The organism is Streptomyces filipinensis (assembly GCF_014649495.1).
Lineage (GTDB): Bacteria > Actinomycetota > Actinomycetes > Streptomycetales > Streptomycetaceae > Streptomyces > Streptomyces filipinensis.
In genome coordinates this window covers 142837-161919 of record NZ_BMTD01000008.1, presented here as the reverse complement: position 1 = coordinate 161919, position 19083 = coordinate 142837, and the positions used below count along the sequence as shown (strand labels likewise).

At 73.8% G+C, this 19083-nt stretch carries 19 protein-coding genes and 1 pseudogene; 11 read left to right on the top strand and 9 right to left on the bottom strand.

The window, feature by feature from the left end; translation table 11 throughout:
• Nucleotides 1-5: 5 nt before the first annotated feature.
• Both IE244_RS19560 and IE244_RS19555 read right to left on the bottom strand, forming a co-directional pair.
• Complete coding sequence (locus IE244_RS19560) at nt 6-710, bottom strand: MBL fold metallo-hydrolase (RefSeq protein ID WP_191874836.1); 705 nt, start codon at nt 708-710, stop codon at nt 6-8.
• A 62-nt stretch (nt 711-772) separates the two neighbouring features.
• A complete protein-coding gene (locus tag IE244_RS19555) occupies nt 773-2128 on the bottom strand; it encodes a dipeptidase (RefSeq protein ID WP_191874835.1) in 1356 nt (451 codons plus the stop codon).
• 128 nt (nt 2129-2256) lie between these two features.
• Between IE244_RS19555 and IE244_RS19550 the strand changes: the two genes are divergently transcribed.
• Nucleotides 2257-3498: a geranylgeranyl reductase family protein gene (locus IE244_RS19550; protein WP_191874834.1), complete on the top strand. Its 1242-nt coding sequence runs from the start codon at nt 2257-2259 to the stop codon at nt 3496-3498.
• Nucleotides 3499-3651: 153 nt separating this feature from the next.
• On the opposite strand, the gene IE244_RS19545 is transcribed toward IE244_RS19550, so the two are convergent.
• Nucleotides 3652-4101, bottom strand: coding sequence for a nitroreductase family deazaflavin-dependent oxidoreductase (locus IE244_RS19545; protein ID WP_191874833.1), 450 nt, complete (start codon nt 4099-4101; stop codon nt 3652-3654).
• 126 nt (nt 4102-4227) lie between these two features.
• Between IE244_RS19545 and IE244_RS19540 the strand changes: the two genes are divergently transcribed.
• The 3 genes from IE244_RS19540 to IE244_RS19530 all read left to right on the top strand — a co-directional run bounded on the left by IE244_RS19540 (nt 4228) and on the right by IE244_RS19530 (nt 6912).
• Nucleotides 4228-4914 carry a TetR/AcrR family transcriptional regulator gene (locus tag IE244_RS19540; protein ID WP_191874832.1) on the top strand — a complete coding sequence of 229 codons (687 nt, stop codon included), beginning with the start codon at nt 4228-4230 and terminating at the stop codon, nt 4912-4914.
• 124 nt (nt 4915-5038) lie between these two features.
• Nucleotides 5039-6253, top strand: coding sequence for a sensor histidine kinase (locus tag IE244_RS19535; protein ID WP_191874831.1), 1215 nt, complete (start codon nt 5039-5041; stop codon nt 6251-6253).
• Entirely contained in the window at nt 6250-6912 is a 663-nt protein-coding gene (locus tag IE244_RS19530) for a response regulator transcription factor (RefSeq protein ID WP_191874830.1), read from the top strand. The genes IE244_RS19535 and IE244_RS19530 overlap by 4 nt, the downstream gene beginning before the upstream one ends.
• Here IE244_RS19530 and IE244_RS42070 read toward each other — a convergent pair.
• Together IE244_RS42070 and IE244_RS19520 are read right to left on the bottom strand one after the other, a co-directional pair.
• Nucleotides 6876-7157, bottom strand: a pseudogene (locus tag IE244_RS42070) (DUF6332 family protein); the annotation flags it as partial. The gene IE244_RS19530 and the pseudogene IE244_RS42070 overlap by 37 nt on opposite strands.
• Before the next feature lie 71 nt (nt 7158-7228).
• Complete coding sequence (locus IE244_RS19520; protein WP_191874828.1) at nt 7229-8719, bottom strand: MFS transporter; 1491 nt, start codon at nt 8717-8719, stop codon at nt 7229-7231.
• 85 nt (nt 8720-8804) lie between these two features.
• Between IE244_RS19520 and IE244_RS19515 the strand changes: the two genes are divergently transcribed.
• Nucleotides 8805-9200, top strand: coding sequence for a MarR family winged helix-turn-helix transcriptional regulator (locus IE244_RS19515; protein WP_191874827.1), 396 nt, complete (start codon nt 8805-8807; stop codon nt 9198-9200).
• Between the two features lie 7 nt (nt 9201-9207).
• Here IE244_RS19515 and IE244_RS19510 read toward each other — a convergent pair whose 3' ends face one another.
• Together IE244_RS19510 and IE244_RS19505 are read right to left on the bottom strand one after the other, a co-directional pair.
• Entirely contained in the window at nt 9208-9948 is a 741-nt protein-coding gene (locus tag IE244_RS19510; RefSeq protein WP_191874826.1) for a maleylpyruvate isomerase family mycothiol-dependent enzyme, read from the bottom strand.
• A gap of 421 nt (nt 9949-10369) precedes the next feature.
• On the bottom strand, nt 10370-11548 hold the full coding sequence (locus IE244_RS19505; protein ID WP_191874825.1) for an MFS transporter: 1179 nt from the start codon (nt 11546-11548) through the stop codon (nt 10370-10372).
• A gap of 443 nt (nt 11549-11991) precedes the next feature.
• On the opposite strand from IE244_RS19505, the gene IE244_RS19500 reads away from it, so the two are divergent.
• Nucleotides 11992-12387, top strand: a complete 396-nt coding sequence (locus IE244_RS19500) for a luciferase domain-containing protein (RefSeq protein ID WP_191874824.1) — start codon at nt 11992-11994, stop codon at nt 12385-12387.
• A gap of 69 nt (nt 12388-12456) precedes the next feature.
• Here the strand turns inward: IE244_RS19500 and IE244_RS19495 are convergent, their stop codons facing one another.
• Nucleotides 12457-13236, bottom strand: coding sequence for a DeoR/GlpR family DNA-binding transcription regulator (locus IE244_RS19495; RefSeq protein ID WP_191874823.1), 780 nt, complete (start codon nt 13234-13236; stop codon nt 12457-12459).
• A gap of 124 nt (nt 13237-13360) precedes the next feature.
• On the opposite strand from IE244_RS19495, the gene IE244_RS19490 reads away from it, so the two are divergent.
• On the top strand, nt 13361-14242 hold the full coding sequence (locus IE244_RS19490; protein ID WP_191874822.1) for an SIS domain-containing protein: 882 nt from the start codon (nt 13361-13363) through the stop codon (nt 14240-14242).
• A 25-nt stretch (nt 14243-14267) separates the two neighbouring features.
• Entirely contained in the window at nt 14268-15152 is an 885-nt protein-coding gene (locus tag IE244_RS19485) for a class II fructose-bisphosphate aldolase (protein WP_191874821.1), read from the top strand.
• 39 nt (nt 15153-15191) lie between these two features.
• Here IE244_RS19485 and IE244_RS19480 read toward each other — a convergent pair whose 3' ends face one another.
• Nucleotides 15192-16325, bottom strand: coding sequence for a methyltransferase (locus IE244_RS19480; protein ID WP_191875005.1), 1134 nt, complete (start codon nt 16323-16325; stop codon nt 15192-15194).
• 80 nt (nt 16326-16405) lie between these two features.
• On the opposite strand from IE244_RS19480, the gene IE244_RS19475 reads away from it, so the two are divergent.
• From IE244_RS19475 to IE244_RS19465, 3 genes are read left to right on the top strand one after another with little or no spacing between them, the layout of a single operon-like run.
• Nucleotides 16406-17050, top strand: a complete 645-nt coding sequence (locus IE244_RS19475) for an alpha-ketoglutarate-dependent dioxygenase AlkB family protein (RefSeq protein WP_191874820.1) — start codon at nt 16406-16408, stop codon at nt 17048-17050.
• 48 nt (nt 17051-17098) lie between these two features.
• A complete protein-coding gene (locus tag IE244_RS19470) occupies nt 17099-18337 on the top strand; it encodes an ROK family protein (RefSeq protein WP_191874819.1) in 1239 nt (412 codons plus the stop codon).
• On the top strand, nt 18334-19059 hold the full coding sequence (locus IE244_RS19465; protein ID WP_229854220.1) for an NUDIX hydrolase: 726 nt from the start codon (nt 18334-18336) through the stop codon (nt 19057-19059). The genes IE244_RS19470 and IE244_RS19465 overlap by 4 nt, the downstream gene beginning before the upstream one ends.
• Nucleotides 19060-19083: the final 24 nt, after the last annotated feature.

Sequence of the window (19083 nt, the reverse complement as noted above, 5' to 3'; positions counted from 1 at the left end):
GGGGGTCAGCACGCGTGCGCCGCCGCGCGTAGAGCGGCGGACGCGCCTTTGAGGAGCGGGTCTCCGTGGCCGAAGCACGCCACGTCCGCGTCGAGCGCGGCCAACCGGCCGAACGACGCGAGGAGTCGGGGACGGTCGAGGTTGAACACCCCGGGCAGCACCGTGCCGTCGACCGGCGAGGCCGCCACCGTGTCCCCGGTGAACAGCACCCCCTCCCCGGGCAGGAACAGGGCGATGCTGCCGTCCGTGTGCCCGGGGACGTGGATCACCCGGGCGCCGCCGCCGAAGTCCAGCACATCGCCGTCCGAAAGGCCGGTGACCGCGGCCGGAGGCACCGGCGTCCCTTGGGGAAGCTGCCGGGCCGCCGCCGCGTGGATCGGCAGCTCCCACTCCTCGAACCGGGGCGGGGGGCCGGGGAGTTCACCGCGGACGAACGGCGCGTCCAGGCGGTGCGCCAGCACCTCGGCACCGCTCAGCCCGGCGAACTCGCCCGCCCCGCCGGCGTGGTCCTCGTGGAAGTGCGTCAGCACGATCCGCCGTACGTCCCCGGGCGCACGCCCCAGCGCCGCGACCGCGTCGGCGATCGCGCGGCCGGCACCCACCGTGCCCGCGTCGATCAGCGTCAACTCGTCCTTGTCGCGCCAGAGGTAGGCCTGGCCGACGGGGAAACGCAGCAGGTGGAGACGGGGCAGCAGCTCGATGACGTCCATGTGCCGACCGTAGGCGGCGCCCCCGCCCGTGGGCGAGGGCGCTCTGCCGGGGGCAGAAGGGTTCAGCCCGCCGCGTAGTTGCGCAGGAACAGCGCCTCGGCGACCGACAGCCGCTCCAGCTCCTCGGGGGACACGCTCTCGTTGACCGCGTGGATCTGGGCCTCCGGCTCGCTGAGACCGATGAGCAGGATCTCCGCCTGCGGGTAGAGCCCGGCGAGGGTGTTGCACAGCGGGATGGAGCCGCCCTCGCCGGCGTACTGCATCGTCTCGCCCGGGTAGGCGACCGCCATCGCGTCGGCCATCGCCGTGTAGGCGGGGCTGGCGGCGTCGGCGCGGAAGGCCTGGCCCTGGCCGATCTGCTCGGTGGTGACCCGGGCGCCCCACGGCGTGTGCGCCTCAAGGTGGGCCTGGAGCAGCTTGGTCGCCTCCGCCGCGTCCACGCCCGGCGGCACCCGCAGGCTGATCAGCGCGCGGGCGCTTGAGTGCACGGACGGGGTGGCGCCGACGACCGGCGGGCAGTCGATGCCGAGGACGGTGACGGCCGGGCGCGCCCACAGGCGGTCGGCGACCGTGCCGTCGCCGATCAGCCCGACCCCGTCGAGCACCCTGGCGTCGGCGCGGAACTGCTCCTCGGTGTACTCCAGGCCGTCCCAGGTCCCCGTGGCGTCCAGCCCGTCCACCGTGGTCGAGCCGTCCTCGGCGCGCAGCGAGTCCATGACCCGGATCAGCGCGGCCAGCGCGTCCGGGGCGGCGCCGCCGAACTGGCCGGAGTGCAGGTTGCCCGCGAGGGTGTCGATGCGCACCCGGACCAGGGTCATACCGCGCAGCGTGGTGGTGACCGTCGGCAGGCCGACGCGGAAGTTGCCCGCGTCGCCGATCACGATGGTGTCGGCCTCCAGCAGCTCCGGGTGCTCCTCGGCGTACCGCTCCAGGCCGCCCGTGCCCTGCTCCTCCGAGCCCTCGACGATCACCTTGACGTTCACCGGGACGCCGCCGTTCGCCTTGAGGGCGCGCAGCGCGAGCAGGTGCATGATCACGCCGCCCTTGCAGTCGGCGGCCCCGCGGCCGTACCAGCGGCCGTCGCGCTCGGTCAGCTCGAACGGCGGGGTGGTCCAGCCGGCCTCGTCGAGCGGCGGCTGGACGTCGTAGTGCGCGTAGAGGAGAACCGTTTTTGCGCCCTCGGGGCCCGGCAGGTAGCCGTAGACGGACTGCGTGTCGTCCGGGGTGTCCAGCAGCGCCACGTCGACGAAGCCCTCGGCGCGCAGCGCGTCGGCGATCCAGCTCGCGGCAGCCTCGCTCTCGCTCTTGGGGAACTGGGCGAAGTCCGCCACCGACTTGAAGGCGACGAGCTCGGCCAGCTCCGCCTGCGCCCGGGGCAGCAGCGAGGCGACGGTCTGCGCGACCGGATTCGACGACATGGGCACGCTCCTTGTGGGTGCGACGTTGAACGGGGTGACCCCGATACTCCCACAGTGGCCTGCGACGACGGCCGCCGTAGGATGCGGGGGACACTACGGCAGCGGCTTGATCGGAGCAGTAGACCATCGTGAGCGGCGAGAACTCTTCGGCGGACGGCGTGCAGCGGGTGTGGGACGTCGTCGTGGTGGGCGCGGGACCCGCGGGGGCCTCGGCCGCCTACGCGGCGGCGGTCGCGGGACGGCGTGTGCTGTTGCTGGAGAAGGCCGAGCTGCCCCGTTACAAGACGTGCGGCGGGGGCATCATCGGACCCTCGCGTGACGCGCTGCCGCCCGGCTTCGAGCTGCCCTTCCGTGACCGGGTGCACGCCGTCACCTTCTCGAACAACGGCCGCTTCACCCGCACCCGTCGCTCCCGGCAGATGCTGTTCGGGCTGATCAACCGGCCCGAGTTCGACCAGCAGCTGGTCGAGCACGCGCAGCAGGCGGGCGCCGAGCTGCGTACGGGCGTCACGGTGCAGCGGGTCGAGCAGCACGGCTCGGCGGTCCCCGACCGGCGCACGGTCGCCGTCGTCCTGCAGGGCGGCGAGACGGTGCTGGCCCGCGCGGTCGTCGGCGCCGACGGCAGCGCCAGCCGCATAGGGGCCCACGTCGGTGTGAAGCTGGACCAGGTCGACCTCGGTCTGGAGGCGGAGATCCCGGTGCCGGAGCCGGTCGCCGAGGACTGGAAGGGGCGGGTCCTCATCGACTGGGGTCCGATGCCGGGCAGTTACGGATGGGTGTTCCCGAAGGGCGACACCCTGACGGTCGGCGTGATCTCGGCGCGCGGTGAGGGCGCCGCCACCAAGCGGTACCTGGAGGACTTCATCGCCCGCCTCGGCCTCGCCGGTTTCGAGCCGTCCCTCTCCTCCGGGCATCTGACCCGCTGCCGTGCCGACGACTCTCCGCTCTCCCGGGGCCGGGTGCTGGTCTGCGGTGACGCGGCCGGGCTGCTGGAGCCCTGGACCCGCGAGGGCATCTCCTTCGCGCTGCGCTCGGGGCGGCTCGCCGGGGAGTGGGCGGTCCGGATCGCCGAGGCGAACGACGCGGTCGACACCCGGCGCCAGGCCCTGAACTACGCGTTCGCGATCAAGGCCGGGCTCGGGGTCGAGATGAGCGTCGGCAAGCGCCTGCTGACCGTGTTCGAGAAGCGTCCCGGCCTCTTCCACGCGGCCCTCACCGGCTTCCGTCCCGCATGGAAGGCGTTCCGGGACATCACACAGGGGTCGACCTCGCTGGGCGAGATCGTGCGGGCCCACCCGGTCGCCCAGCGCGCCCTGACCGCGCTGGACCGGGGGCAGACGGTTCCGGTCGAGGAGCCGGCCGGTTCCTGACCGCCGCGGCCGCGGCCTGTGCGGGACCGGGCCGGTGGCAGTCCGTGCGGGGCCGGGCCGGTGGTGGTCCGTGCCGGGCCGGCCCGGTGGGCGGCGCCGGTGGGGGAGCGGCGCCGGTCCTGAACAGAGTGCGCGGCCCGGCGGGGGATCCGGTCAGCTCGTCACCGTGATGTGGAAGACCGGGTGGTCAGGGGCGATGCGGCGCAGCTCCTCGTCCGGGGAGTCGGGACCGACGCCGTCGAAGAAGACACCGACCTCCGCCTTCCAGCGCTTGAGGTAGGCCCGCAGCAGCGGGACCTTGTCGTCGTCGGCGACCTCGGCGGCGGTGAAGACGTCCACGTTCTTGCCGAGCCGCAGTTCGCCGCCGCCGGCCGCCCGCATGTTGTGCGTCCACTGGACGTGGCCGCGCGGCGCGAGCAGATACTGCCGGCCGTCCACCGTCAGCAGGTTCACCGGGGTGGTGCGCCACTGTCCGCTCTTGCGCCCGCGGACCGCGAGGACCCGGGAGCCCCAGATGCTGAGGCCGCGCCGGGTGAGCCAGGCCACCGCCCGGTTGAAGACGTTGACGGTGAACCAGCCCGGCTTCTTGACGTGCGTCGACATGGTGACCCCCACGGTTTGGGAGAGCGGTGCTCTCGCTGATTCGAGTGTGGCGCAAACACGCGCTCCAGAGCAAGAGCACTGCTCTCTTTTGTGTGCGCCGCTCTTGCTTCGTGGCACACTGCTCGTATGAGCACCACACAGGGCGCCCGCGCACGGGCCAGGAAGGAAGTCACGGCGGCCATCAAGGAAGAGGCGCGCAGACAACTCGCGCGGGAAGGCGCGGCCAAGCTCTCGCTGCGGGCCGTCGCCCGTGAGCTGGGCATGGTCTCCTCGGCGCTCTACCGCTACTTCCCGAGCCGGGACGAGCTGCTCACCGCCCTGATCATCGATGCCTACGACTCCCTCGGCGAGGCCGCGGAACAGGCACGCGACGCCACGGCCGGCGCCGCGCCGGTGCCCCGCTGGACGGCGGTGTGCGAGGCGGTGCGCGGCTGGGCGCTCGCCCACCCGCACGAGTACGCGCTGATCTACGGCTCGCCCGTGCCGGGTTATGCCGCCCCGGAGACCACCGTCCCGCCCGCGGCCCGTGTCGGCCTGGTCCTCATCGGCATCGTCCGGGACACCCACGAGCGCTCCGGCCTCACCGAGCTCCCCCTGCCCGCCGGACTGCGTCCCGAGGCCGAGCGCATGAGCGCCGACCTCGCTCCCGATCTGCCCCCCGAGGCGGTGACGGCCCTGGTGGCGGCCTGGTCGCAGCTGTTCGGGCTGGTCAGCTTCGAGCTGTTCGGCCAGTTCAACCGCGTGGTCGAGGACCGGGAGGCCTTGTTCCGGCACGCCGCCACGCGGCTGGCGCAGGGAGTGGGGCTGGGGTAGGAGCGGAGTCCGGTGCGGGGGACCGGGGCCGCCTCGCCGCAGGGGCCGTACTTCCCCGGGAGTACGAGTGATCACCTCGTTCGGGTGACGTTCGCGCCGCGCGGAGACGTCTACCGTGGCCTGCATGGAAGAGCAGCGCGCCCCGGGGCGGTGGCGGCACGGCCCGCCGTGGTGGAGCGCCCCGGAGGGGGAAGGGGAGCCGCACCGGGCGCGGGTGCCCTGGCGGTCCACCGTGCTGTTCACCGTGGTCGTCCTGGTGGGCAGCCACTTCGCCGCGCAGAGCGAGCCGCACCGCGTGCCTCTGAACGCCTTCGCACGCGTGCTGCTGGTCGCCGCCTGCGTCCTGCTGCTCTGGCGGAACCGGCACCCGGTGGCCGTGGCCTTCGGGACCGCGACGGTGACGCTCGGCTATCTCGCCGCGGGCTACCCCTACGGACCGGTCTTCCTGACCGTCGCCGTCAGCTGCTACAGCGCGGTCGTCGCCGGGCACCGGCGGGCCGCCTGGGCGTCCGTCGGCCTGCTGTGGGCCGGGCATGCCCTGGTCGCCTTCTGGCTCTTCCGCCGGCTGCCGCCCTCGGGCGACCAGCGAGGGGGCCTCGCCCAGGAGACCGTCATCGCCACCTGGGTGCTGGCCGTGGTCGCCCTGTGCGAACTGGCCCGGGTGCGGCGCGAACAGTGGGCCCGGGAGCGCGCCGACCGGGCACAGGCGGCGCGGCGCCGCGCGGACGAGGAACGGCTGCGGATCGCCCGCGAGCTGCACGACGTCCTCGCCCACAGCATCTCCGTCATCAACGTCCAGGCCGGCATGGGGCTCGCACTGCTCGACAGCGACCCCGCACAGGCACGGACCGCGCTCACCACCATCAAGGCCGCCAGCAAGGAGGCGCTCGGTGAAGTGCGCCAGGTCCTCGACACCCTGCGTGCCTCCGGAGACGCACCCCGCGCCCCCGCCCCCGGCCTGGACCGGCTGCCGGAGCTGGTGGAGCAGGCGGCGGCGGCCGGACTGACCGTGGACGTCCAGGGCGAGCCGCCCCAGCTGCCGCCCGGCGCCGACCTCGCCGCGTTCCGCATCGTGCAGGAGGCGCTGACCAACGTCGTACGGCACTCCGGATCGCGGCACGCGCGCGTGCTGTTCGCCCACCACGGCGGCGGCCTGCGGCTGCGCATCGACGACGACGGGCCGGCCACCGGCGCCGACGCCGGGGGCAGCGGGAACGGACTGGCAGGCATGCGGGAGCGGGCGGCCGCGCTCGGTGGGAGCATCGAGGCGGGCCCGCGCCCCGACGGCGGCTTCCGGGTGCTCGCCGTACTGCCGACGCACACCGGGGAGGATGAGTGATCCGGGTACTGCTGGCCGACGACCAGGCGCTGGTGCGGGCCGGTTTCCGGGCGTTGCTCGACGCCCAGCCGGACATCGCGGTGGCGGGCGAGGCGGCCGACGGCGAGGAGGCGCTGCGCCTGGTGCGTGAACTGAGGCCGGACGCCGTCCTGATGGACATCCGCATGCCCCTGCTGGACGGTCTCGCCGCCACCCGGCGCATCACGGGTGACGCGGACCTGAAGGACGTGAAGGTGGTCATGCTCACCACCTTCGAGCTGGACGAGTACGTCTTCGAGGCGATCCGCTCCGGCGCCTCCGGCTTCCTGGTGAAGGACACCGAACCGGACGAACTCCTGCGCGCGGTACGGGCGGTGGTGCAGGGGGACGCGCTGCTGTCGCCGGGGGTCACCCGCCGGCTGATCGCCGAGTTCGCGGCCCGTTCCAAGGAGCCCGCCGCGGCGGACGCCCTCGGCCGCCTCACCGAGCGGGAGCGGGAGGTGATGGCGCTGGTCGGCATCGGCCTGTCCAACGAGGAGATCGCCCGCCGCCTGGTGGTCAGCCCGCTCACGGCCAAGACCCACGTGAGCCGCACGATGGTGAAGCTGGGTGCCCGGGACCGCGCCCAACTCGTCGTGCTGGCCGAGTCGGGGCTGGTACGGCCCGGCTGGCTGGGCTGAGCCGCCCGCTGGAAGCGCACCAGCACACTCACCACCCGGGCCATGAACACGACCGGTGCGACCGCCGCACCGGCCCACAGCAGGACCCTGGACAGCGACCGCGGCAGATCGAAGAGCAGCGCGGGCCCGGCCACGGCCCCGAACAGCACCGCCGCCGCGAAGGCAGCGCTCACCAGCGCGTAGCCGATCTCCACTGTCGCCGCGTCCTGTTGGGCCTTGGTGCGGCGTGCCCCGTCCGTGCGCATTCCGCCAGCTTCACAGAGGGGCGCCCGGCGGAGCAAGCAGCTCCGCCGGGCGCCCGCCGGGAGGCATCCCCCTAGTCACGGACCGGCACGCGGTCCGCCTTCGCCTCCTCCACGGTGGACCTGGCGACCACGAGGGTCGGCTGGGTACGACGGCTGCGCAGACCGGTGAGGGTGATCAGCAGGCCGGCCGCGGCGATGCCGGTGACGACCAGGAAGCCGGGCCGGTAGCTGTCGAGGACGGCCTGCGGGGTGGCGTGCGCGGGAGCACCCGCGGTCACCACGGCCGTGACCACGGCCAGGAAGACGGCGCCGCCGACCTGCACCGAGGTGTTGAGCAGACCGGAGACCATGCCCTGCTCGTGGTCCTCGACCCCGTTGGTGGCCTGGATGTTGAGCGACGGGAAGACCAGCGCGCAGGCCGCGCCGATCAGCAGCATGGACGGCAGGATCACGGCCGCGTACACCGGGTCGAGGTCGACGCGCAGGAACAGCGCGTAACCGAGCACCATGAAGGCGAAGCCGGCCGCGATCAGCCGTGGCGTGCCGAACCGGTCGACGATCGCGCCGACCTTCGTGGCGGACACCGCCACCAGCGCGCCGGCCGGCAGGAACGCGAGCGCGGTGTGCAGCGCGGACCAGCCGAGCAGGGACTGCATGTAGAGCGTGGTCAGGAACTGGAAGCCCACGTACGAGCCGAAGAAGGCGATGGCGCCGAGCTGGGCGCGCACCTGGCTGCCCGAGCGCAGCACACCCAGCCGGACCAGCGGGCTCGGCGAGCGCCGCTCGACCAGGACGAAGGCGGTCAGCAGGAGCGCGACGGCGAGGAAGGACAGCAGTGTGCGGGCCGAGGCCCAGCCGGCCTCGGGAGCCTGGACGACGGTGAAGACCAGGAGCAGCATCGACGCGGTGCCGAGGACGGCGCCGGGGATGTCGTAGCCGTCATGGTTCCGCTCGCGGGCGCTGCGCGGCAGCAGCCGCAGTCCGGCGAGCAGGGCGACGACCGCGATCGGCGCGGGCAGCAGCATGGTGAAGCGCCAGCTGGCCTCGGTGAGCAGGCCCGAGAGCACCAGGCCCATGGAGAAGCCGGTGGCGGCGCAGGTGGTGTAGATGGACAGGGCGCGGTTGCGCAGCGGGCCTTCCGGGAACGTCGTGGTGATGATCGACAGACCGGCCGGTGCCGTGAAGGCCGCGCTGAGGCCCTTGATGAAGCGGCTGGCGATCAGCAGCGGACCGGAGTCCACGAGCCCGCCGAGCAGCGAGGCGAGCGCGAAGACGCCGAGGGCGACGAGGAACACCTGACGCCGGCCGAGCAGATCGGCGGTGCGACCGCCGAGCAGCAGCAGTCCGCCGTAGCCCAGGATGTAACCGCTGACGATCCATTGCAGCGTCGACGTGGACAGCTGCAGGTCCGAGCCGATCGACGGCAGCGCGACGCCGACCATCGACACGTCCAGCGCGTCCAGGAACATCGCCGCGCAGAGCACCAGCAGGGTGCCCCACAGGCGGGGAGTCCAGCGCACCGCCGAGGACGGGGACGAAAGGGTGGTGAGCGGAGAGGTCATGCCGACGAGACTACATGCGCATGCATCAGATGCAAACGCATTTAATTCCGACGCAATAAACTTGTTTCTCTGCTACGGTGCGCTCATGGCGTCGAACAGGGCCGAGCAGGCGCTCGTGGAGCAGTGGCGGGACATCCTCGCACTGCACGCGCACACCCAGTGCGAGCTGGACCGGGCGCTGGGCGGACACGGCCTGTGCGCCAGTGACTTCGAGGTCCTCGACCTGCTGGCCGAGGGCGCGGCGGACGGCGGTTGCGCCTACCGCGTGCAGGAGATCTCCGAGCGCGTCCATCTCAGCCAGAGCGCGCTGTCCCGGCTGATCGGCCGCCTGGAGAAGGACGGCCTGGTCGAGCGCGCCATGTGCCCCGAGGACCGGCGCGGGGTGCGGGTGGCGCTCACGGCGAAGGGGCGCGCGCTGCACGGCGAGGTGCGGCCCGTGCAGCGCGCGGTGCTGGCCCGGATGCTGACCGACGCCGACTGACCGGGCGTCAGATCCCGCCCTTGTCCCGCCACAGCGTGGCGAGCGAGCGATCACCGGACACGCTCGGCACGGGCCTCCGGTTCCACAGGGCCAGATACAACTCGTCGGCGGGGCCCGACAGTTCGGCCTCGGCCCGCCCGCTCTCCTCCCGCACGGTCACCGGCGGCTCGGCGGTGAGCCGTACGGTCCACACCGCGTCCGTGCCCGCGTCCAGCGCCCGCACCCGCAGCAGACGCGGCTCCTCGGTGCGCAGGCGGCTGCGGGAGCGGGCGTGGAAGCCGCGCAGCAACTCGTCGATGCCGTCGACCGCGAAGTCCGTCGCGATCGGCGACGCCGGACCGCCGCGCGCGGCCTCGGCGTCGTAGCGGTGGACGGTCGTCTCGTGCGCCTGCCGGCGGGTCCAGAACGCCAGCGGTGAGGGGTTGGGGGCCGGGTGGAAGGTCAGGCACCGCACGTCGGCGGGCGCGGCGGCCAGGGTGTCGACCAGCAGCCGGTGACTGTCCCGGTACCAGTCGACCAGCTCGGCGCCGTCGAGGTCCGGCGGGTCGCCGATGGGGCGCGGCTCGGTGTGCCCGTCGGCGACGAAGGAAGTGGCCCAGCGGTGCACCGCGCCGGTGTGCCGTAGCAGGTCGCGCACCTGCCACTCCGGGCACGTCGGCACCTTGGCGTCGCTCCCCGCCACGGCGGCCGCCGCCGCGAGGAGCCGGCCCTCCCGGTCCAGGGTCTGAAGGAAGTCGGCAGTGTCCATGGGGGCGAGTGTGCCGGATGGAGCGCGTTCGAGGGCCGGCGGGTTCGGCGTTGGTCCGGTCGCGGACCGCACGGCGCCGGGCCTGGGGCGTGCGCTCGAAGGGGGGTGCTTGGGGGTGGGGAGGTCGCGGATCGTGTGGCGCGGAGCCTGAGTTGCGCGCGCGAGGACGGGTGGTTTCGGCGTGGGCCGGCCCCGGGCCGTATGACGCGAGGTCGGGGTTGTGCGCTCGAAGGCCGGTGCTTCGGGCGTGGGCTGGCCCCGGGTCGTATGACGCGGGGTCTGTGTTGTGTGCTCGAAGGGCGGTGCTTCGGGCGTGGGGCGGGCGGGGATCGTACGGCGCGACGCCCGGGACGCGTGAACGGCGTGAGGGGTTTCCGGCTCCGGCGGGCCTGTCCTCTCGGTGCCGTCGCCGGCTGCCGCGTCAGCCGCCCATCGCCCGTCGCGTGGACAGCCCGATCACGGCGGCGACGGCGGCCAGCGCGGCGACGCTGGTGAGCGCGGTCGGGAGGGAGAACCAGTCGGCCATGAACCCGATCGCGGGCGGTCCGAGGAGCATGCCGCCGTAGCCCAGTGTCGAGGCGACGGCCACGCCGGACGGACCGGTCAGCGCCCCGGCCCGCTCCACGGCGACCGGGAAGAGGTTGGCGAGGCCGAGCCCGGTGACGGCGAAGCCGATCAGCGCGGCCCACACGGAAGGTGCGAGCGAGCCGAGCAGCATGCCCGCCGCCGCGACGGAGCCGCCCGCGATCACCGTACGGGCGCGGCCGAGGCGCTCCAGCAAGGCCGTCCCGGTCGCCCGGCCCACGGTCATGGCCAGCGCGAAACACGCGTACCCGGCCGCCGCCGCGCCGGACGGCGCCGCGAGGTCCTGCTGGAGGTGGAGCGCGCCCCAGTCGGCCATGGCACCCTCGCCGTAGGCGGTGCACAACGCGACCAGCCCGAAGACGACGACCAGCCCTCGGCCGGCGGTTGGGCGAGGTGCGGCACCCGCCGGCCGTGCCCGGGGGGAGGGGCTCCGGTCCGCCGGTGCGGGCGGTTCCTGCCGCAGCAGGGTGCGTCCGGCGACGGCCGTGACGAGCAGCCCGAGCAGGGTGAGGCCGAGCAGGTGCCGCAGGGGGGAGAGGGCACCGGCGACCAGTCCGCCGAGGCCGGCGCCGATCATGCCGCCGAGGCTGAACGCGGCGTGGAACGTGGGCATGACCGGCCGCCGCAGCGCGGCCACGAGGTCGACGGCGGCGCTGTTGAAGGCGACGTTGATGCCGCCGTAGGCGGCGCCGAAGAGGAGGAGCACGGCGCCGAGGGCGGGTGCCGAGTGGGTCAGCGGCGGCAGGCTCACGCTGAGGCAGAGCAGGACGGCGCAGACCACGGTGACCGGATGGCTGCCGTAGCGGCGGCAGAGCCGCCCGATCAGGGTCATGGTGACGACGGCGCCGGCGGAGACCCCGAGCAGGGCCAGCCCCAGATCGCCGGCGGAGGCGTCGGTCTGCTGCTTGATGGCGGGGATACGGACGACCCAGCCCGCGAAGATGAAGCCGTCGAGGGCGAAGAAGGCGGTGAGAGCCGCGCGGAGGCGGCTGAGGTCACGGCTGTCACCCGGCACGACCCTGTGCGAACGGGTTTTGTTTAGTTGCGGCACAAAGTCAGGTTAGGCGGATGTACGGGCCCGTGCAAGTGGTGGTGCCGGGGCCCGGCGGCTCTGGTCCGCAGCCCGTGTCGTACACGACAGGGGCGCGGTTCTCCCTCGCTTGCGCGTCGGCCGGTTCCGCGCCGTCACCCGCTTCGGCGACCACGCACTTCGCCGGCCGCCCGGGCCGCCGTGGACACCGCGGCGCGGTGACCCCGCCCGCCCATGAGTCGACCGATATGACGTTGACCTGCGGCGACTTGTCCTCTGTCACGCTCGTGGGGGCGTCAACGCGGCTTGCCGCATGGCCCGTTCCGTGTACTTCTGAGCTCCCCCTGGCCGCCTCACCGCCGGATACAGGTCGGTTAATGCTTGCTCACGAGCTGGTTGCCGACGGGTGAGCGGTCCATGATGGGCCCATGACGTTGGCCTCGCGCGCACTTGCGCAACTGGCGACCTGGCCCGATCTGAGGCAGGCGGTCCCGAGCTGCGGCCTGGGGCAGGCGGTGAGTTCGGTCCAGGGCGAGATCGCCCACTTCCACTCGGGCCGGGATGTCGATCTGCGGCTGACCGACCGGGCGATCCGGCGGTTCTCCAAGGACCTCAAGGCTTCGGGTGCGATCAGGGTCGTGCCCGGCTCGCAGTGGGTGACCCTGCGCCTCGACGCGGCGAGCGACGTCGACCTGCTGCTGACCCTGGTGAGCGTGGCGCTCCAGGCCCAGCAGGCCTGGCCCGACCCGCTCGACCGGCCCCCCGCCGGCTGCAACGACCAGCGTGGCGCGGGCTTCGTGAAGGCTGACCTCAGCGGATTCTGAGCCGGCCTCCCGTCACGCGAGGTTTCCCCGGGGCCCTTCGAGGGCCCGGCCACACCGCGGGTCCCGGGATCACACCGTGAGAACCCGGACGCCCGCCTCCTCGAAGCGGCGTACCGTCTCCTGGGGCACCGCTGTGTCCGTGACGAGCGTGTTCACCAGTTCCGTCCCGCAGATCCAGGCGAACGCCCGCTGGCCCAGCTTGCTGGAGTCCGCGGCCACCACCACGCGCTCCGCCCGTTCGCACAGCAGCCGGTTGATCGCGGCCTCCGCCTCGTCATGGGCCGCCGCGCCGTGCGTGACGTCGAAGGCGACGACACCGAGCACCGCCACGTCGAGCGTGATCTGCCCGAGCACGCCGTCCGCGAGCGGGCCGATGAGTTCGTACGACTGCGGGCGCGCCACCCCGCCCGTGACCACGATCTTGAACTGGGGCCGCACGGCAAGCTCGTTGGCGATGTTGAGCGCGTTGGTGACGATGGTCAGCGCGGGCGAGGCGCTGGACAGATCGCCGCGTACGGCCAGGGCGCGGGCCACCTCCGTGGTGGTCGTACCGCCGGTCAGCCCCACCGCCTCGCCCGGCGCCAGCAGATCGGCCACGGCCTTGGCGATGCGCTGCTTCTCCGAGGCGCGGCGGGCCGTCTTGTAGCGCAGCGGGAGCTCGTACGACACCCCGTGCACCACCGCTCCGCCCCGGGTGCGCACCAGCATCTGCTGCTCGGCGAGCTGGTCGAAGTCCCGGCGGATCGTCGCCGCCGACACCTCCAGCTCGGCCGCCGCCTCCTCGACCTCCAGCCGGCCGCGTTCGACGAGCAGTTCCAGCAGCGCCTTCCAGCGGGCGTCCCGGGACATCCGCAGCCTCCGTTCGAAGTGTTCCAGGCGACCCTAGCGCACCCGACTCTCCGTTCGAATGCTTGAAACTGCTCGAAAGCTCGCTATATCTTGCAGGAACAATCAGCCTGGGAAGGGTGTGCGCATGACGCATGTCGAGGACGAGCTGAACAGCCAGCCCGAGTGCTGGTCACGCGCCGCCGAGGCGGCGAAGCGGTACCGGGACGCACTGCCGGGGCCGGGGGAGCGGACCGCGATCGTGGGGTGCGGGACCTCGTACTTCATGGCGCAGGCGGTGGCCGGCCTCAGGGAGAGCGCCGGCCAGGGCGAGACCGACGCGTTCGCGGCCTCCGAGTTCCCGCTCGGGCGGTCGTACGACCGGGTCGTGGCCCTCACCCGCTCCGGCACCACGACCGAGGTGCTGGGACTGCTGGGCGCGCTGAAGGGCAGGACGCGCACCACGGCCGTCACCGGCGATCCCGACACCCCGGTCGCGAGCATGGCCGACGACCTCGTCGTACTGGACTTCGCCGACGAACGCTCCGTCGTCCAGACCCGGTTCGCCACCACCGCCCTCACCCTCCTGCGCGCCCACCTCGGCCTGCACACCGACTCCGTCGTCGCCGACGCGCGCACGGCCCTCGCCACTCCGCTTCCCGAAGGACTGGTCGGCTGCACCCAGTTCACCTTCCTCGGGCGCGGCTGGACGGTCGGGCTCGCCCACGAGGCGGGGCTCAAGATGCGCGAGGCCTCGCTGTCCTGGACCGAGACCTATCCGGCGATGGAGTACCGGCACGGCCCCATCAGCATCACCACCGAGGGCACGGCCACCTGGATGCTCGGCCCGGCACCCGAGGGACTCGCCGGACAGGTACGCGCCACCGGCGGCCTGTGGATCGACGGCGGGCTCGACCCGCTCGCCGAACTCGTCCGTGTCCAGCGGCTCGCGGTCGCCGTCGCCGCCGCGCGCGGCCTCGACCCGGACCAACCGCGCCACCTCACCCGCTCGGTGATCCTCGCCCCCTGACCAGCGCCCCGGAAGGACACCCCCCGTGCCTCTCGCGTCCACCGGCGAACTGGTCACCACCGCCGCCGGAACCCGCTCCGCCGTCGCCGCGTTCAACGTCATCACCCTGGAACACGTGGAGGCCGTCATCGCCGGCGCCGAGTCGGCCGGTGCGCCCGTCGTCCTCCAGGTCAGCGAGAACGCCGTCAAGTTCCGCTACGGTCGGCTGCTGCCGCTGGCCCGGGCGGCCGTCGCCGCCGCCGAACGCGCCGCCGTGCCCGTCGCTCTGCACCTGGACCACGTGCAGAGCGACCACCTGCTGCGCCAGGCGCCCGACGCCGGGTTCAGCTCGGTGATGTACGACGCGGCCCGGCTGCCCTACGCCGACAACCTCTCCGCCACCCGGGCCGCCGCCGACTGGGCACACGCCCAAGGGCTGTGGATCGAGGCCGAGCTGGGACAGGTCGGCGGCAAGGACGGCAGGCCTCCGCTGGACGCCCACGCACCGGGCGCCCGCACCGACCCCGACCAGGCGCACGACTTCGTGACCGGTACGGGCGTCGACGCGCTCGCCGTCGCCGTCGGCAGCGTGCACGCGATGACCACCCGCACCGCCACTCTCGACCACGGCCTGCTCAAACGGCTGTCCGCCGCTGTGGCCGTCCCGCTCGTCCTGCACGGCTCCTCCGGCGTACCGGACGACGGCCTCGTCGCGGCGGTCGCCGGCGGCATCGCCAAGGTCAACGTCGGCACGGCGCTCAACGTGGCCATGACCGGCGCGATCCGGGAGTTCCTCGCCGCCCACCCCGCGGCCGTCGACTCGCGCAAGTACCTCAGCGTGGGCCGGGACGCGATGGCCGGCGAGGTACAGCGGATCATCGGGGTCCTGGCCGGCCAGAGCGCCCCGACAGGGGCGAGCGGAACCGCGTGACCAGCCACGACGGCGCCGCAACCGGCCGACGGCAGAGCGCTAGCCCCTCCTGACCGCCCGCAGCACCACGAACTTCGGATCGGAGGCCACCAGTTCACAGTTGCCGAACAACCGCCTCAGCTTCACGTGGTACCCCAGGTGCCGGTTCCCGATCACCCACAGCTCGCCCCCGGGCCGCAGCGAGCGCAGCGCCCCCGTGAACATCCGCCACGCCGTCGCGTCGCTCGTGGCCTGGTGGGAGTGGAACGGCGGGTTGTTCAGGACCAGGTCGACGCTGCCGGGCGCCACCCCGGCCAGCCCGTCCCCGACCCGGAACTCGGCGTGTCCGGGGACCCCGTTGGCCTTGTAGGTGGCCTCCGCCGAGGCCACCGCCTGGAACGACTCGTCCACGAACAGCACCTCGGCCGTCGGGTCCGCCAGCGCCACCGCCGTACCCACCACGCCGTTGCCGCAGCCGAGGTCGACCACGCGTCCGGCGCCCGGCCCGGGCAGGTGCCGGAGGAGGAACCGGGTGCCGATGTCGAGCCGGTCGGCGCAGAACACGCCCGCGTGGTTGACGACCGTGCGCCCCGACACCGCACCGAGCCCGTCCGGGAGCGCGTAGCTGTACGGCCACGGGTTCGCCGGGCGCGCCGGCGCCGGATCCGGGGCGCAGAAGATCAGCCGGGCCTTCTGCCGGGCCAGCGAGGTCCGGGTCGGCCCGAGGATCCGCTCGAACAGCTGGAGCGTGGAGGTGTGGATCTCCTTCACCATGCCGGTGCCGACCACCACCGTGTCCGCGTGCACGGCGGGAGCCAGCCGCAGCAGTTGGTCCTCCAGCAGCGCCAGGCTCTTCGGCACCCGCACCAGCAGCACGTCCACCCGCTCCGGCGGCGGATCCTGGGTGGTCAGCAGCCGCACGGCACCGGGCTCGACACCGGCCCGCGCCAGGTTCGCCCGGGTCGCCTCCTGACTCAGGAAGGAGTCGGTGATCTGCGTCGGCCGGTGCCGTGCGAGCGCCGTGACCAGCGCACCCCAGCGGTCCCCGAGCACCACGACCGAGCCCGTGAGCGGCACCCCCTCCTCGGCCAGGTGCCGCAGCAGGTACGCGTCGGACGCGTCCCAGGCGCGCAGCCGGTCGCGGGGGTCCTCAGGGAAGCGGGACAGCTCGATCTCGCCCCACGGTGTCGTCATTCGGTCGCTCATCGTGCGTCCCAGGCTAGCCGAGCCGCAGCTCAGGGGTGGTGGGGCGGGCCTGCGGCAAGATGGAGCGTGTGGACGCGGAGCTGTTTGCCAGGGAGCGCGCGGAGGTCGCGCCGGGCGCCGTGCACGTCCCGGACTGGCTGGACCCCGGCAGGCAACGCGAGCTGCTCGCCGCCTGCCGTGGGTGGGCGCGGCCGCCCGCCGGGCTGCGCACCGTCCGCACCCCGGGCGGCGGCACGATGACCGCCCGCCAGGTCTGTCTGGGCTGGCACTGGTACCCGTACGCCTACGCGCGCACGGTCGTCGACGGCGACGGCGCCCCCGTGAAACCGTTCCCCGCCTGGCTCGGCGAGCTGGGCCGCCGCGCCGCCGTCGCCGCGCTGGGCCCGCAGCAGCCGTACGCGTACGACATCGCGCTGATCAACTTCTACGACGGCGACGCCCGCATGGGCATGCACCGCGACAGCGACGAGAAGGCGGACGCGCCGGTGGTCTCCCTCAGCCTCGGCGACACGTGCGTCTTCCGCTTCGGCAATCCCGCGACACGCGCCAGGCCCTACACCGACGTCGAACTGCGCAGCGGGGACCTGTTCGTCTTCGGCGGACCGTCCCGGTTCGCCTACCACGGCGTCCCGCGCGTGCTCCCGGGCACGGGCCCGCCGGGGCTCGGCCTGACGGGACGGCTGAACGTCACCCTGCGGGTGAGTGGCCTGTAGGCGGCGGCGCAGGCCACCAGGGGTGCGGATCATGGGAGACTCGCCCTCATGAGCGGCAAGGCGGATCCCCGGACGGCAGGGGAGAGGACCACCTCAAGGGCGCGGCTGGACCGGGGGCGCGGAGCGCTCGGACCCGCGCTGGAGCTGGTGCACACCGGGCGGGCGCCGACCCGCGCCGTACTCACCGCGGAACTCGGGGTCACCCGGGCGACGGCGGGGGCGGTGGCCGCCGAGCTGGAGGCGCTCGGTCTGATCCGGGTGGACGCCCGGCCCGGCGCCGCCGCCGGCTCCCAGGGCCGCCCCTCGCACCGGCTGGAGGTCGCCGACGACGGCCCGGTGGCGCTCGCCGCGCAGGTCCACGCCGACGGCTTCCGGGCCGCCCTGGTCGGCCTCGGCGGGCGGATCGTGGCGACCGCGCCCGGCTGCGAGACCGTCGACGCGGACCCGGCGAAGGTGCTCGGCTCGGTCGTCGAGGCGGGTGCGGAACTGCTGCGCACGACCGGCCGCCGCTGTGTCGGCGCGGGACTCGCCGTGCCGTCCGCCGTGGCCGAACCCGACGGCCTCGCCCTCAACCCCCTGCACCTGGCCTGGCCCGTCGGCGCCCCGGTCCGCCGGATCTTCGCGGAGTGCGTGCGCGCCGCGGGCATCACGAGCCCGGCCTTCGCGGGCAACGACGTCAACCTCGCCGCGCTCGCCGAACACCGGCACGGCGCCGGCCGGGGCGCCCGGGACCTGCTGTGCGTGGCCACCGGGCACCGGGGCGTCGGCGGCGCGCTGGTGCTGGACGGCCGTCTGCACACCGGCAGTTCGGGCCTCGCCCTGGAGGTCGGTCACCTCACCGTCAACCCGGAGGGCCGGCCCTGCCACTGCGGCAGCCGTGGCTGCCTGGACGTCGAGGCCGACCCGCTGGCCCTGCTCGTCGAGGCCGGCCGCGAGCCGGGCCCCGAGGTGTCCCTGCTCCAGCAGGCCGACGACCTGCTGCGCACCCAGTACGCCGACCCGGCCGTCCGGTCGGCCGCCGAGGCCCTGATCGACCGCCTGGGCCTGGGCCTGGCCGGCCTCGTCAACATCCTCAACCCCGACCGCATCATCCTCGGCGGCCTGCACCGCACCCTGCTGGACACCGACCCCGGCCGGCTGCGCGCGGTCGTCGCCGACCGCAGCCTGTGGGGCCAGAGCGGCGGCGTACCGATCCTGCCCTGCACGCTCGTCCACAACAGCCTCGTCGGTGCGGCCGAACTGGCCTGGCAGCCGGTGCTGGACGACCCGTTGGGGGCGCTGCGGTGACCGCTTCGGCCGTGGAGATCCTGCCCGCCCGGCGCATCCGCCTGGTCGAGACGGCCCTGCCGGAGCTGTCGGGCCGCCACCGCTCGGCGATGGACCGGGCGTGGGAGGAGGCCGTACGGGCCAACCCGGCCCTGTTCGACGGCCCGGTCGCCGCTCTGACCGGACTCGAACGGGACGGGGCGGAAGGGCTGGTGCTGTCCTGGGCCCGGACCACCTACCGGCACCGGGCCCTGCGCCAGGTGCCCGGCGCGCCCGTGTACGCGTCACTGTTCGTGGCCGTGGCCCAGCCGGACCACGACGGACGTCTGACGGTGGGCCGGATGGCACCCTCGACCGCGGCCCCGGGACGCTGGCAGCTGCCCGGCGGAACCGTCGAACCCCCGTGCGCCGGCGGCGAGTTGGACATCACGGCGCTGCAGGCGCACGCGGCCCGCGAACTGGCCGAGGAGACCGGCTCCGCCACCCCCGCCGACGCCTTGACGCCGTGGCTGACCACACGGGGCGGGCGCGGCAGCGTCGGCGTCGTGTTCACCGCCCCGCCGCGCCCCGCAGGGGAGCTGCACGACCGGTACGCGCGGCTGGTGAAGGCGGAGACCGCCCAGGGCCGCGACCCCGAGTTCGACCGGATCGAGCTGATCGGCTCACCCGCCGGCCTGGAGTCGCTCGACGGACCGCACGCCGACTATCTGCGACCGGTCCTGCGCGCCCACACGGACAGTTGAGCCGCCCGGCCACACGATGCGGAT

Bases quoted from the DNA above. Each gene is read 5' to 3' on its own strand.
- IE244_RS19560 (WP_191874836.1), bottom strand. From the start codon at position 710: ATGGACGTCATCGAGCTGCTGCCCCGTCTCCACCTGCTGCGTTTCCCC.
- IE244_RS19555 (WP_191874835.1), bottom strand. From the start codon at position 2,128: ATGTCGTCGAATCCGGTCGCGCAGACCGTCGCCTCGCTGCTGCCCCGG.
- IE244_RS19545 (WP_191874833.1), bottom strand. From the start codon at position 4,101: ATGTCGACGCACGTCAAGAAGCCGGGCTGGTTCACCGTCAACGTCTTC.
- IE244_RS19540 (WP_191874832.1), top strand. From the start codon at position 4,228: ATGAGCACCACACAGGGCGCCCGCGCACGGGCCAGGAAGGAAGTCACG.
- IE244_RS19535 (WP_191874831.1), top strand. From the start codon at position 5,039: ATGGAAGAGCAGCGCGCCCCGGGGCGGTGGCGGCACGGCCCGCCGTGG.
- IE244_RS19520 (WP_191874828.1), bottom strand. From the start codon at position 8,719: ATGACCTCTCCGCTCACCACCCTTTCGTCCCCGTCCTCGGCGGTGCGC.
- IE244_RS19515 (WP_191874827.1), top strand. From the start codon at position 8,805: ATGGCGTCGAACAGGGCCGAGCAGGCGCTCGTGGAGCAGTGGCGGGAC.
- IE244_RS19510 (WP_191874826.1), bottom strand. From the start codon at position 9,948: ATGGACACTGCCGACTTCCTTCAGACCCTGGACCGGGAGGGCCGGCTC.
- IE244_RS19500 (WP_191874824.1), top strand. From the start codon at position 11,992: ATGACGTTGGCCTCGCGCGCACTTGCGCAACTGGCGACCTGGCCCGAT.
- IE244_RS19495 (WP_191874823.1), bottom strand. From the start codon at position 13,236: ATGTCCCGGGACGCCCGCTGGAAGGCGCTGCTGGAACTGCTCGTCGAA.
- IE244_RS19490 (WP_191874822.1), top strand. From the start codon at position 13,361: ATGACGCATGTCGAGGACGAGCTGAACAGCCAGCCCGAGTGCTGGTCA.
- IE244_RS19480 (WP_191875005.1), bottom strand. From the start codon at position 16,325: ATGACGACACCGTGGGGCGAGATCGAGCTGTCCCGCTTCCCTGAGGAC.
- IE244_RS19470 (WP_191874819.1), top strand. From the start codon at position 17,099: ATGAGCGGCAAGGCGGATCCCCGGACGGCAGGGGAGAGGACCACCTCA.